This window comes from Flavobacterium aeripolare (assembly GCF_013294025.1).
In the GTDB taxonomy this organism is placed as follows: Bacteria; Bacteroidota; Bacteroidia; order Flavobacteriales; family Flavobacteriaceae; genus Flavobacterium.
Window position 1 is genome coordinate 92,595 of record NZ_JABSNL010000006.1, and the last position, 12,857, is coordinate 105,451.

General features: G+C 35.7%; 11 protein-coding genes. 5 read left to right on the plus strand and 6 right to left on the minus strand.

What is annotated here, in order from left to right; all coding sequences use genetic code 11:
- Nucleotides 1–122 precede the first annotated feature (122 nt).
- The 4 genes from HNQ00_RS08610 to HNQ00_RS08625 all read right to left on the minus strand — a co-directional run bounded on the left by HNQ00_RS08610 (nucleotide 123) and on the right by HNQ00_RS08625 (nucleotide 4,796).
- Nucleotides 123–560, minus strand: coding sequence for an acyl-CoA thioesterase (locus HNQ00_RS08610; RefSeq protein WP_173837927.1), 438 nt, complete (start codon nucleotides 558–560; stop codon nucleotides 123–125).
- 154 nt (nucleotides 561–714) lie between these two features.
- Nucleotides 715–2,316 carry a hypothetical protein gene (locus tag HNQ00_RS08615; RefSeq protein WP_254598460.1) on the minus strand — a complete coding sequence of 534 codons (1,602 nt, stop codon included), beginning with the start codon at nucleotides 2,314–2,316 and terminating at the stop codon, nucleotides 715–717.
- A 608-nt stretch (nucleotides 2,317–2,924) separates the two neighbouring features.
- Complete coding sequence (locus HNQ00_RS08620; RefSeq protein ID WP_173837928.1) at nucleotides 2,925–3,662, minus strand: hypothetical protein; 738 nt, start codon at nucleotides 3,660–3,662, stop codon at nucleotides 2,925–2,927.
- 210 nt (nucleotides 3,663–3,872) lie between these two features.
- Nucleotides 3,873–4,796: a LysR substrate-binding domain-containing protein gene (locus tag HNQ00_RS08625; protein WP_173837929.1), complete on the minus strand. Its 924-nt coding sequence runs from the start codon at nucleotides 4,794–4,796 to the stop codon at nucleotides 3,873–3,875.
- Between the two features lie 94 nt (nucleotides 4,797–4,890).
- On the opposite strand from HNQ00_RS08625, the gene HNQ00_RS08630 reads away from it, so the two are divergent.
- The 4 genes from HNQ00_RS08630 to HNQ00_RS08645 all read left to right on the plus strand — a co-directional run bounded on the left by HNQ00_RS08630 (nucleotide 4,891) and on the right by HNQ00_RS08645 (nucleotide 9,513).
- On the plus strand, nucleotides 4,891–6,414 hold the full coding sequence (locus HNQ00_RS08630; RefSeq protein ID WP_173837930.1) for a catalase: 1,524 nt from the start codon (nucleotides 4,891–4,893) through the stop codon (nucleotides 6,412–6,414).
- 58 nt (nucleotides 6,415–6,472) lie between these two features.
- Complete coding sequence (locus HNQ00_RS08635; protein ID WP_173837931.1) at nucleotides 6,473–6,991, plus strand: ankyrin repeat domain-containing protein; 519 nt, start codon at nucleotides 6,473–6,475, stop codon at nucleotides 6,989–6,991.
- A 133-nt stretch (nucleotides 6,992–7,124) separates the two neighbouring features.
- Nucleotides 7,125–7,922: a zinc metalloprotease gene (locus HNQ00_RS08640; RefSeq protein WP_254598467.1), complete on the plus strand. Its 798-nt coding sequence runs from the start codon at nucleotides 7,125–7,127 to the stop codon at nucleotides 7,920–7,922.
- Nucleotides 7,923–8,025: 103 nt separating this feature from the next.
- Nucleotides 8,026–9,513 (plus strand): aminotransferase class V-fold PLP-dependent enzyme, encoded by a 1,488-nt coding sequence (locus tag HNQ00_RS08645; RefSeq protein ID WP_173837932.1) that lies wholly within the window; start codon nucleotides 8,026–8,028, stop codon nucleotides 9,511–9,513.
- Nucleotides 9,514–9,587: 74 nt separating this feature from the next.
- Here the strand turns inward: HNQ00_RS08645 and HNQ00_RS08650 are convergent, their stop codons facing one another.
- Both HNQ00_RS08650 and HNQ00_RS08655 read right to left on the minus strand, forming a co-directional pair.
- Nucleotides 9,588–11,156 carry a protein adenylyltransferase SelO gene (locus HNQ00_RS08650; protein WP_173837933.1) on the minus strand — a complete coding sequence of 523 codons (1,569 nt, stop codon included), beginning with the start codon at nucleotides 11,154–11,156 and terminating at the stop codon, nucleotides 9,588–9,590.
- Between the two features lie 58 nt (nucleotides 11,157–11,214).
- A complete protein-coding gene (locus tag HNQ00_RS08655) occupies nucleotides 11,215–12,084 on the minus strand; it encodes a lysophospholipid acyltransferase family protein (RefSeq protein WP_173837934.1) in 870 nt (289 codons plus the stop codon).
- A gap of 114 nt (nucleotides 12,085–12,198) precedes the next feature.
- On the opposite strand from HNQ00_RS08655, the gene HNQ00_RS08660 reads away from it, so the two are divergent.
- On the plus strand, nucleotides 12,199–12,837 hold the full coding sequence (locus HNQ00_RS08660; protein ID WP_173837935.1) for a rhomboid family intramembrane serine protease: 639 nt from the start codon (nucleotides 12,199–12,201) through the stop codon (nucleotides 12,835–12,837).
- The last annotated feature ends 20 nt before the right edge of the window (nucleotides 12,838–12,857 follow it).

Here is a 12,857-nt window from a genome sequence, read left to right on the forward strand (position 1 = left end):
AGTTGGTTACGTGCCATAACTTCCTGATTAGAGCACATGATGAAATCAAAGAAAACAAAAAAAGCTGATAGTACTCTGTTTTGAGTGCTATCAGCTTATTATAAGTTATAATTTTAATGCAATTATAGTTCTTTAAAATCTTCCGTTTTTGGAAAACTAGTCAGCGCTTTAAAAGCCATTTCTGGTGTAGGGTTGGCTATTTTTCTAAGCTTAGTATCCATCCAAGCCCCATCTACAGTTATTGTAGCACACAATTGGTCATCGGCAGTTTTAAATTCGTGCACAATAGACCATCTTGACGCATCTGCTCTCATTTGAGATACTTTTGTGTGCATGAAAATCACATCAGATAATTTGATCTCTTTTCTAAAAACACATTCTTCTCTAAATAGTATTGGTCCAAATGAGTTCATTTGCAATACCTTCATCGTCAAACCTAGTTGTTCTAGTATTTCAATACGGTGTTGCGCTCCAAAATCGTAGTAGGCACTATGGCGTACGTGAAAATTAGGATCTAAATCTGCCCATCTAAAGGATAATTGTTTTTTATATGCTGTCATGATTGTTGTTTTTTACTGTACTGCAATTGTCAATACAACGCTCAAAATTAAAAATTTTTTTTCGAAAATAAAGCCAACACAAGTTATAAATATATTAAAATATGCTATCGCTTAGATTATATAAGCGGTTGCAAACACTTAACAGAAACTCCTTTTATACAATTGTAGTTTCAATAGTTTTATTAGAGGGTACCGTTCTCTCTAACACTACCGCATCTTCTTCTAAGGGTGTAATTTGCTTTTTGTGAAACATCGTTTGGATTTCGTTATAGTTTTCCCAGTAAGGAGCAGAGCTAGTTTCGGTTCCAAACATGCTGTCTAAACAAATGTTGTTGTCTTTATATTTATCGTACAAGACAGCAATAATCTTAAAGAAAAAAGCATCTAATTTTGTAATTGCGTCAAATGCTACTTTTAAGCTATCATAGTTAGCATCGTTAACGTCAAGTATTTGTAAAGTAGCTAAGATTTCTGCTTTTTCATCATCGCTAATTGTCGTTTTGTATCCTGATTTTAAAGAATTAAAAACCAAGTTATTCCAAGCCGCGCTATCGTGACCCCATTTCACATCGGGTAAGTGCAATGAATGTTCGCATAGCAATATAATGGCATACAATACGTCATTTAAGTAATCAGCAGGAAATTCGTCTAAACTTCTAAACTCAAAACCACTCTGATACATTTTTTCTTGATTGAAATCCAAGCCAACTTCAGGAAGTAGTTCGTACTCCATTTCGCTTTCAATACGATCTCTCCACCAGATATTATCTTCCTGCGAGAATTTCAATAACTTTCTAAAATCATCTACTTTGTAAGTAAGTATTTTACCTTTTGGCATAGCCTTATGGTAGGTACCCACGCCAATATATCTTGACATGGCACTGCGCATAGACCCCATAGTGAAATTCTTGTCAAGATTGTGTTTCTCACAAATTACTCCCATAATGTCTGGGTTCCCTAAGGTTGCGATAAAGAAAGGTTCAAACCATTGCAGCATGTAAATTGCATTAGCATGGGTTTTTTCAAAAGCATCGTAGTCAACAATACGGCTATCCTCAGTAAGGGTAGGTAAGGTAATGTGAAAATGGTAGGTTCCATTATTGAACAATACTAAGTTTTCTTGATTGGTCATGAACATATTTAACCCAGAGTTGTAATCAGGAAAACGTAATTTTTCTGTTAGTACATTAGAGTCATTAAGCCTATCAATAAATATCTTCTTAGTTGCTTTCAGTTCTTTGCAAGAGTCAACAACGGTTCTATTTTCAAAGTATTTAGTAACAAATTCAATAGAGTCACCATCAAAGTGAACAGAGCCCATGGTCTTTTCTCTTTGAGTAATCATACTCTGAATATTGTACGGTTGTTTTTCTAAAAAAGTTTCCATTATCGATTTCCCTAGAAATTCAGGGTTGTCAATTGTAAGTGGTGTAGCAAATGCAGCTTCTTCTTCGCTTAAAGCAACGCTTGGCAACGAAATGGTTTTATGTTGAAAATTTACATCTAGTTTTTCTAATGAGTGACTGTTCATCATACGACTTACAGCATAGTTCTCATCGGTAATAAATGCTTTTTCTAGTAGCGGCGCTAAACTGTCCTCTTTGTAGTTTTTTGTGTAATCAATACTGTATTTTTCCCTACCTATTTTTTCCTGTATAAAAGCACCACTAACGATTAAAGATTCTTCAAATTGTAAGTAGGTTTCATTTTCTAAACCAATACCCCAATAATATTTTGTTTTGTGATTTTCTTTCATTTATACGATGGCTTTCTTTAGGTGTTATATACTGTTTTGCTTTTTTTTATCCTATAGGTTTTTGTTTAAACGACTTATAATGTGTCTCAAATTGAAGTAGGAACATTAAGCTGTTAAGCAACAAAAAACGATTTTACTTTTAAATTACAGGAATTTAATTTCAGTCTTAGAAATTTAGTTTTTGATCGACCGAAATATTGTTAAAAGGAGCGCTTTTTGAAGTTGGTGATAACGACTTGTAACCGCACTGTAATTCCTTTTGAGACAATCTTTTAAGAAGACGAAGATCCAAAATTAGTTTTTGTTTCTTCTTGTATTTTTCCAAAGTGCAAAACTACTCCATTTTTTTCGAAAATACAACAGCAAATGATAGCTGCGAACTGTTAAATTTTCTGCCGTTTAAAAACAGTCTTATTTATACCGTTTTGTTCGAATATTTTAAAGTTATAATTTTTGTAAGCTGTTCTTTTTTAATGTATTAGTTGGTACTAATATCAAATACTTTTTTTTCGAAAATAAAAGCAAAAGGATAGTGAAAACAAACTTAAAAGAGAACTGCTTTCCCATGTGAGAAAGCAGTCTAATATATTGTAGTATAAATTGTAAATTTAGTCATGATAATAAAACACAGATGAGGAATACAAAGCATTGTTCCACCAGTCTTTTTTAACCTTGGCAAAATACTTATAATTCACTTTTCCTGCCTGTGATTGTAAAGGATAAATTACGCGTCCGTCCTCTCTATATGCTTTATGTGCAGCGGTTTCAGGAACAACAGGAACTATATGTCCAGAGAGCCCTCTAATTTTTCTTTTGGCACATATAATTCCTATAGCGCCTTCATTATTCACTTTTTCTTGTAATTCATTAACGTCCATGGTGCGTTTCCACCCAAAAGCTGGGCCCCATTTTACAAACCAATCCGTGATGGCACTAGAGTAAATTGTTTTTACGGTGTCGTTATATATAGGTGTTACATCTTCTCCGGCTTGCAATCTTTCAATGGCTTCATCTGTCCACCAGACTGTAGGTAAATAAACATTGTTGAAATGGCAATAATCAAAAGAATAAACATTGCAATACGTATCCTCTACGGTGCGCTTGTAGCGAAGATTCTCAATTACATTTAGTTTTTCAATCAATTGTGCTATGCTATGCTTCTTAGTTTCTACGCTAGTTTCGTCTCTAAAAAGAATGGTATCGTCAAGCATGGGCTTGTATTTCATTCTCGTAGAATTTAATCCTGACGCTGCATCTGCTGCAAAAACTGCTGGTTTCATACTTCCTTCTATGATGGTATTTTCTGCTACTTTTTCTGTAGTATAATTGGTACTGTCATTTTTCATTTTAATCAATTTTTAAAAAAGCTATGGGCGTATTTTGAAATTCACCCTAACTGTGATGCATTATTCTATTAAACACATTGTTGTTTTACAGTCGCTTTCTTAGACCTAAAAATAAATGTAGTAATAATAATTTTGATACCGCCTACAGATGCACCTTTAAATTTAAGATATTTTCGCGCTGGCTTATTTTCGAATAAAAAGCGGTTGCAATTAACGCCAATTTATTTTCATAAAATTCTTCTTTTTAATAAAGTCTTTTGGGATTTTTTCTAATATTTCTGTCCGTAAAGCTTCAATCAAAGTATCTTTCGAAAAAGAGTGATGCACTACTAAGCTAACTTCTCTAATGGGTTTGGGATCTGAGAAATTAATACTGCAACCTTGATCATTTTTATTGATTGCCATTTCAGGCACTAGTGTAAAACCACCATAATTATCGACCATGCGCTTCAAAGCTTCGATAGAACCACTCTGGAATTTTATGCTTTTATTACTTTCTATATTGTTGCAAATATTTAAAACTTGATTCCTAAAACAATGGCCATTTTCAAGCAACCATACGTCTTCTAATTGTTCCACATCTTGCGTAGTTATCGTTTTTTTATGATTCAATTCGTCTGATTTTTGACCATAGAAAACAAAGGGTTCGTTGTATAGATTTACTTCCCTGATGTAAGGCTCAGTGATAGGAGTGACAAGAATACCAATATCGATTTCCTTCTTTTGTAACGCCGCAATTATAGCCTCAGACTGCATTTCTTCTATTCGTAAAATAGAGTTGGGGTATTTTTGCGAGAACGAACCTGAGATCAACGGAATCAGGTAAGGTGAAATGGTAGGAAGAATGCCTACTCTAAATTCTCCTTCTAAATTACCGAGCTCGGTATTAACCATGTTTTTTAAATCGCTCACTTCCCGCAAAATAATTTTGGCTTTTCTCACAAACATTTCGCCTAAATCCGTGGGTTTAAATGGTGAACTACTTTTATCGAATAGAGCAAATCCTATCTCGTCTTCTAACTTTTTAACTTGTATCGTAATAGTAGGTTGCGTGACAAAACACTTTTCGGCAGCGGTTACAAAATGCCGGTAAGTATCTAGCGCAACGACATATTCTAGCTGTTGTAATGTCATGCTTATTGATTTTATTAATACAAATATAAATATTATTAATTTGATTAATAAACTTGTTCAAGAGATATTTGTACCACAATAAAAAACAAATTAGATGAAATTACTATTATCAGCATTGGCTTTATCAATTGCATTAGCCACAAGTGCACAAACAAACCCGCAAAAAACCATGACGAGTAACAATGGTGCTCCAGTGGGTGACAATCAAAATTCTAAAACTATAGGGGAGTACGGCTCTGTGTTATTAGAAGACAGTTATTTAATCGAAAAATTAGCTTCATTTGATAGAGAGCGCACGCCAGAACGTGTAGTTCACCCTAGAGGAGCTGGAGCTTCGGGTTATTTTGAGGCGACGAGAGACATGTCTGCCTATACATCTGCAGTGCTTTTTGCAAAATCGGGTAAAAAAACCGACTTGGCTGTTCGTTTTTCGACTGTAATTCACGGGAATGGTTCTCCAGAAACTTTAAGAGATCCGCGTGGTTTTGCAGTTAAGTTCTATACTGAGCAAGGAAACTATGACATCGTGGGGAATAATTTACCTGTTTTCTTTATTAGAGATGCCATGAAATTTCCTGATATGGTGCATTCATTAAAACCATCTCCAGAAACTAACAAGCAAGATCCAAACCGATTTTTTGACTTTTTCTCAAACGTTCCTGAATCGACAAACATGCTTACGAGATTGTATACTGATTTAGGAATTCCTCAAGGGTATCAGTACATGGATGGTAGCAGTGTACACGGCTATAAGTGGATTAATGCAGCTGGAAAAGTGACTTATGTAAAATATTCATGGGTTACAAAACAAGGTGTAAAAAACATGACAATAGAAGAGGCTGCAAAGCAACAAGGCATAGACTGGCAGCACGCGACAATGAGCTTGAGAAAAGACATTGCCGATAAAAATTATCCGCAGTGGGATTTATACGTACAAATGATCGCTCCAGAGGATTTACAATCCTTTGATTTCTGGCCTTTAGACGCCACCAAAGATTGGCCTGCTGATAAAATTGAGAAAATCAAAATAGGAACGATGACGTTAAATCAAAATCCTGTGAATTATTTTGAGCAAGTAGAAAGTATCGCTTTTTCACCAGCGGATTTCATTCCTGGAATTGAAGCTTCAGAGGATAAATTGTTACAAGGAAGATTGTTTTCATATTTTGATACACAGCGTTACCGTTTGGGAGGTAATTTCCAACAGTTAAAAATCAACCAACCGCTAGAGCCAGCAGTAAATTACAACTCAAATGGCTACGGTAGTTTTGCTAATAAAAAGTTTGAAAACCCTGACGTTAATTACCAACCAAGTAACAAAGCTTCATTTGCTGATAATAGTAAATTCAAGCAATCAGAGACAAACTTTACAAATGTTACTATAACGCAAAAGAAAATTACTAAAACTAATGATTTTGCGCAAGCGGGAGATTTTTACAGAGCTCTTAGTAAAACAGAGCAAGACAATTTAATCAAGAACTTGTGTGGTGATTTAGGCCAGGTGACCAACAAAGAAATCCAGAAAAAGATGATTACGTTTTTCTACAGAGCAGATTCGAATTTCGGAATGCGAGTTGCAGAAAAATTAGGATTCTCTCAAAAAGACTTCAGAAATTAAATTATATTTATAAAAGATAGGGGAGGTAGCACTATTTCCCCTTATTTACATTGAAAACATGCAAATCAAATACTTGTTGCTATTATTGATAATTACAGCAACGACACAAGCACAGTCAATATTTGACAACGCTAGAAACGGAGATATTACAGCAATCGAAAAACAATACAAGATGAATCAAGACACCATAAACGCAGTAGATAGCAAAGGGTTTACGCCTTTAATTTTAGCAGCATACAACAATGAAGTTGCTACAGTACAAATGTTGATTAACAAAGGCGCACTGATAGATGCACAAGATAAATCAGGAAACACGGCCTTGATGGGCGTGGCTTTTAAAGGGAATTTAGAAATTGTAAAAATTTTGATCGAAAACAAAGCCAATATTAATCTAACGAATTTAAATAATGCGACTGCCTTAATCTATGCGAGTACTTTTGGGCAAACTGAAATTGTGAAATTTCTCTTAGCAAACGGTGCCGATAAAACCATCAGAGACAATCGCGGAAACACGGCACTAAATCATGCAGCGATGCAAGGTCACGACGCACTTATCGAACTATTGTCTGCAGAGTAATTGTATTTGTACTAGCTTTTAATCAATTTTTAATGCTTTAAAATGAGCTATTTGTATGCTTAGCTTAAACTAAAATGTGATTTTTTGCGTATTTATATTTAAATACCACTTTAATAAATACAAGAAAAAACAAATGAAATTAAGAATGATGAAAGCGAGTAAGGTTATAAGCGCCTTGTTTTTACTAGCCGTTTTAGGAACAGCCTGTTCAAAAACAGATGATACTAGCGAAGAGGCAACAGCCTTAGTAACGGTCAACAATAAAAAAGTAACGGGTAGTTCTTCAAGAGATTTACTCTCTGACGCCAAATTTAAAAGTATGGTTGTCGAGCTAGTTTATGTAAAAGGATTTGAGCCATCTGCGGCTGCGGTTGCTAACTTTGTTTCTTTTATTGAAGCACGTACTTTTAAACCTGGAGGCATTACCGTATTAAAAAGAGAGATTGAATCACCAGCTAAAACGGTCTATACCACCACAGATATTGCTGCAATTGAAGATGCTAATAGAACTAAATTTAACAATGGCACTGAAATCGCTGTTTGGGCTTATTTCTCTGATGGTGCTTCGGCTGAGAATGAAGGGAACAGTGTCGTGTTAGGAATTGCCTATCGCAATACTTCCTTTGTTATTTTCGAAAATACCATTAGGAGAAACACGAGTAGCAACCCGTTTTCAAATACGCGGTCGTTACTAGAAGCCACGGTTATGGAGCACGAATTTGGACATATTCTGGGTTTGACAAATTTGGGTGCGCCTTTACAAAGCAATCATGAGGATCCTGATAATAGTAAACATTGCGTGGTAGAGAGCTGCTTGATGTATTTTTCGTCAGAGATGCAAGTAGGGATAGGTGCAATGGCTGCTGCTGGTGCGGTACCACAGCTAGATGCGCAGTGTCTTGCAGATTTAAGAGCAAATGGCGGTAGATAATCGTTAAATAGTTACATTTTAGTAGAAATTAGGGACGGTTTTGACTATTCTCGAATAGTAAAACCCTTAAATTTCTGTATATTTGAGGCAAAATTAGAACGAGATGATTGCAACAGAAAAAACGACCAAGTTAGAACGTTATTTCCAACAGTATAGAGAAAATATTATAGGTATAGATCAAGAGTTTGTTTCGCCTTATGGAACAAAAAAAATTATCTATACTGACTGGACTGCTAGCGGAAGATTGTACCGACCTATCGAGGAGAAACTGATGAATGAGTTTGGACCGTTTGTAGCCAATACCCATACAGAAACTACCATCTCAGGTACTGCAATGACAAAGGCTTATCATAAGGCGAGACACATAATCAAGCATCATGTAAACGCTAGTGAAGACGATATTCTAATTACTGATGGAACAGGAATGACGGGGGTTGTAAATAAATTTCAACGTATCTTAGGGCTGCGTGTTCCAGAAAACTTGAAAGATTTTATAACGATTCCTGCTGAGAAGAAACCAGTTGTATTTATTTCGCACATGGAGCATCACTCTAATCAAACTACTTGGTTAGAAACCATCGCCGATGTGGTGGTGATTCCTTCAAATGAGGAAGGTCTTTTTTGTATGGAAAATTTTAAAACCATTCTTGAGCAATATAAGGATAGAACTTTTAAGATTGCCACTTTGACTGCTGGTTCTAATGTAACAGGAATTCGCACACCATATCACGAAGTTGCAAAAGTGATGCATGCTAACAACGGACTCTGTTTTGTAGATTTTGCTTGTTCAGGGCCTTACGTGACTATTGACATGCATCCTACAGCTGATCCAGAGGCGTACTTAGATGCTATTTTCTTTTCGCCTCATAAATTTTTGGGCGGTCCTGGAACTCCAGGAGTACTCGTATTTAATAAAAAATTGTATCAAAATCTCGTTCCTGATAATCCAGGAGGAGGAACTGTTTCATGGACAAATCCATGGGGTAAACATAAATTTATCGATAATATCGAAGATCGTGAAGATGGAGGAACGCCAGGGTTTCTACAAGTTATAAAAACGGCACTTGCGGTTCAATTAAAAGAGAAAATGGGAATCGACAACATGCTAGATAGAGAGCATGAGATAGTTGATTACGTTTTTGAATCGCTAGGTTTAGTTCCTAATATTAAAATTCTCGCTGCTCAACACAAAGATCGATTGGGTGTGATTTCGTTTTATATCGATGACCTCCATTTTAATATGGGTGTTAAGATTTTGAACGACCGTTTTGGAATTCAAACACGTGGGGGATGCAGTTGTGCCGGTACATACGGTCATTTTTTATTGCATGTTGATCAAGAAACATCAGATAAATTAATTGACGAAATTTCCCTAGGAGACCTAATAAGAAAGCCGGGTTGGATTAGAATGTCTATTCATCCTACAACGACTTCTGCTGAGATTGAATTTGTATGTGAGAGCATCAAAGCGTTAGCTGCAAATCACAAGCAATGGGCTTTAGAATACGACTATAATAAAGCAACAAACGAATTTACACATAAAAAAGCTGTAGCCATCGATGATCATTTAATTGACAAGTGGTTTAGTTAATGCATAGAAAAGCCCTTTTACTAGTAATAAGTAAAAGGGCTTTTTTTATACTTACAAAAAGCATCAATGCAGTTTTAAGAACTACAAGATAGCATCGAACTACCTATTTTTTGTCTCGCCCAGTCGGGTCTTTTTGCGAACCATTTATTTGAAAAAGCTTCCTGCTCATCATAGGGTTTTTTCAATAACTCGTAAAATTCAGTAATCAAACTATAATCTCCCTTTTCGGCTAGGTCTATAGCCAGTTGTGCCATATAATTGCGCAATACATATTTAGGATTTACTTGATTCATTTTTATAGCTCTTTCAGCATCAGTAGCTTTTTCAGCTTTCAATTTTGTTATGTATTGCGTAAACCAATATAACCACGTTTCTTTAGTTTCCTTGCTTACTTTTTCCAGATTGTAAAAGGCATCACTAATTTTTTTGAAAGCCAATTCTTCATCATCTGCTTGCTTGATTTGTGCTAATAGTCTAAAGAAAATAGTCATGTCGGTCTCATGCAAGAGTAAATTTTGCGAAAGCAAACCAATTAATTCTTTGGTGTCATTTAGAGAAGCAGCCAAGCCTAACTTTTCATTCATCATGGCCGTATAATCCGCTTCGTATTGATCTTGATAAGCTTGTAAAACGGTTTCTAATGGAGCCGCCTCTTCGATCAAGGGATACAAAGCATTTGCTAGTTGGTACAAATTCCACAATGCTATTTGGGGCTGATTTCCATAGCGGTACCTTCTATTTTCGCGATCTGTGGTATTGGGTGTCCAGTCAGGATTATAGTCTTCTAGCCATCCGTAAGGGCCGTAGTCAATGGTTAGCCCTAGGATTGACATATTATCAGTATTCATTACACCATGAACAAAACCCACACGTTGCCACTGCACAATCATTTTGCGCGTATTATTGGCTACAGCCTCAAATAGGGCTGCATAACGTGTTTTATCATCTCCTTTTATTTCAGGATAATACTGCTCTATGGTAAAATCGGCTAGTTTTTTTAAGTTCGGAATATCATTTTGAGAAGCAAACAACTCAAAATTTCCAAATCGTATAAAAGAGGGTGCTACTCTACAAACGACTGCACCTTTTTCATATTCGGCGTGGCCATCATACATCACGTCTCTTAAAACCTGGTCGCCAGTTAATAGTAATGATAGTGATCTGGTTGTGGGAACGCCCAAATGAAACATTGCTTCACTGCACAAATGTTCTCTTATAGACGAGCGCAACACTGCCATACCATCTGCACGACGAGAGTAGGGAGTAGGCCCAGCTCCTTTAAGTTGTAACGTATAATTTTTATTTTGCACGTCGATTTCAGTAAGTACAATCGCCCTACCATCGCCTAGTTGTCCAGCCCAATTACCAAATTGGTGTCCGGCATAACTCATGGCATAAGGACGTGTTCCCTCAAGAAGATCCTTTCCAGAAAAAATAGCTGTAAACGCAGGACTTGCAGCATCTGTTTCTGTAAGACCAATTAGGGCGGCAGTCTCTTTAGAAAAGTGTATCAATTCTGGTTTTGATGGAACTGTAGGACGCATATAAGAAAACGCTGTTTCAGTAACTTGGCGTGTTCCATTTGCTTCCTCGGGATCTGCTGGAAGTAGTGTACTATATTTATTGTTGATCTTTAATTTCATACTAACAAAATTAAAGAATATAACTCAAACCGCTAGTTAATATAAAGTAAAAGTGCCTTTATCTTCTATGTTTCCATCTTTTATGCGTCCAGAAATAATATTCAGGAGCTTCATGAATTTGTTTCTCAACCTCTTTAATAAATTGGTTTGTGATTTCGAAATTAGGAATTGATTTAGGCTCGTCTGTCAAGGGAATCAAGGTGGCTTGATAGTAGCCACGTTTTACCTTTTCTACCTTAGCAAAAAGCACTGTTAAATCGTATTTTTTTGCTAAAACTTCAGCTCCAGTATGCACTGGCACATCGATACCCATGAAATTTCCCCAATGAATAATTCGGTCATTCTTAGGCGATTGGTCACTAGCCATACCGTACATTGATAAAATTCCTTTTCTTTGATTGTTAGCGATTAACGGGATCGTTTCTCTAGTAACAACAAGCTTTGTATTATATTTAGATCGTATGTCTATTACTAATTTATCAAAATATTTATTGGCTAATTTCTTGTACACACCTACCCCTTGAAAAGATAGTTTTTTATTAAGCGCGAGCAACCATTCCCAACTTGCATAATGCGAAGCTAGCAACATGATGCTTTTGCCTTTTTGTTCGTATTCTGTTACTAGTTCAGGATTTGTTATTACAAAACGTTTGTTGATTTCCTCTTCAGATATCGTCATGGTTTTTGCCATCTCTAAGAACATATCACAAAAATGCTGATAGAATTTCTTTTCGATCACTTTTCTTTCTTCTTCAGATAAGTGCGGTAGTGCTAATGCTAAGTTACTTCTAACCGTTTTTTTACGATAACCAATAACGTGATAAATCAAGAAATAGATCACATCAGACAAGGCGTAAAAAATAGGAAATGGAAGTATCGAAACGAACCACAGAAAAGGATAAGCGATTATATATACTAGAAATTGCATGCAATAAATTTTGTTGCAAAGGTAAGGCAAAAATGAATAGCGTTAAAAAATTAAAAAGTTGCAAACGCGTCCCTTTAAGAATGTTTATATTTACTGAAATTATAAAATAAATTTATGAATACCATCTTGATTATTATAATCGCAGCTAATGCTTTAATGAGTTTTAAAGGCTTTAATGACATTAGTTTTTTTCGAAAATATGAATTTCACATGGGAAGTATTCGCGCAGGCGAGCAAGTTCGATTGTTTTCTTCTGGTTTTTTACACGCAGATATAGGACATCTCGCTTTTAATATGTTAACGCTTTACTTTTTTGCACCAGTAGTTATTGGCTATTTGGGAACTGTTTCATTTATTATTATCTATATGGCGAGTTTGCTTTTTGGTAGTTTACTTACAATATTATTTCATAAAAACGATTACAATTATAGAGCCGTTGGAGCGTCAGGAGCGGTAACGGGTGTGCTGTATTCAGCGATTTTACTGCGTCCTGATATGATGTTAGGGTTATTTTTTATTGTTCCTATTCCTGCTTATTTATTCGGGATTCTATACCTTTTATATTCTATTTATGGCATGCGAGCAAAAAATGATAACATAGGCCACACAGCACACTTTGGTGGAGCAATAGGTGGTTATATTGTTACACTGGCAACACAGCCATCATTAATTATAGAGCATACTTTTATGGTAGTGCTGTTGACAATTCCTATCGTGATTTTATTTGTAATGGCTAAAATGGGGAAACTGTAATGGCACGGCTTTTGAATACA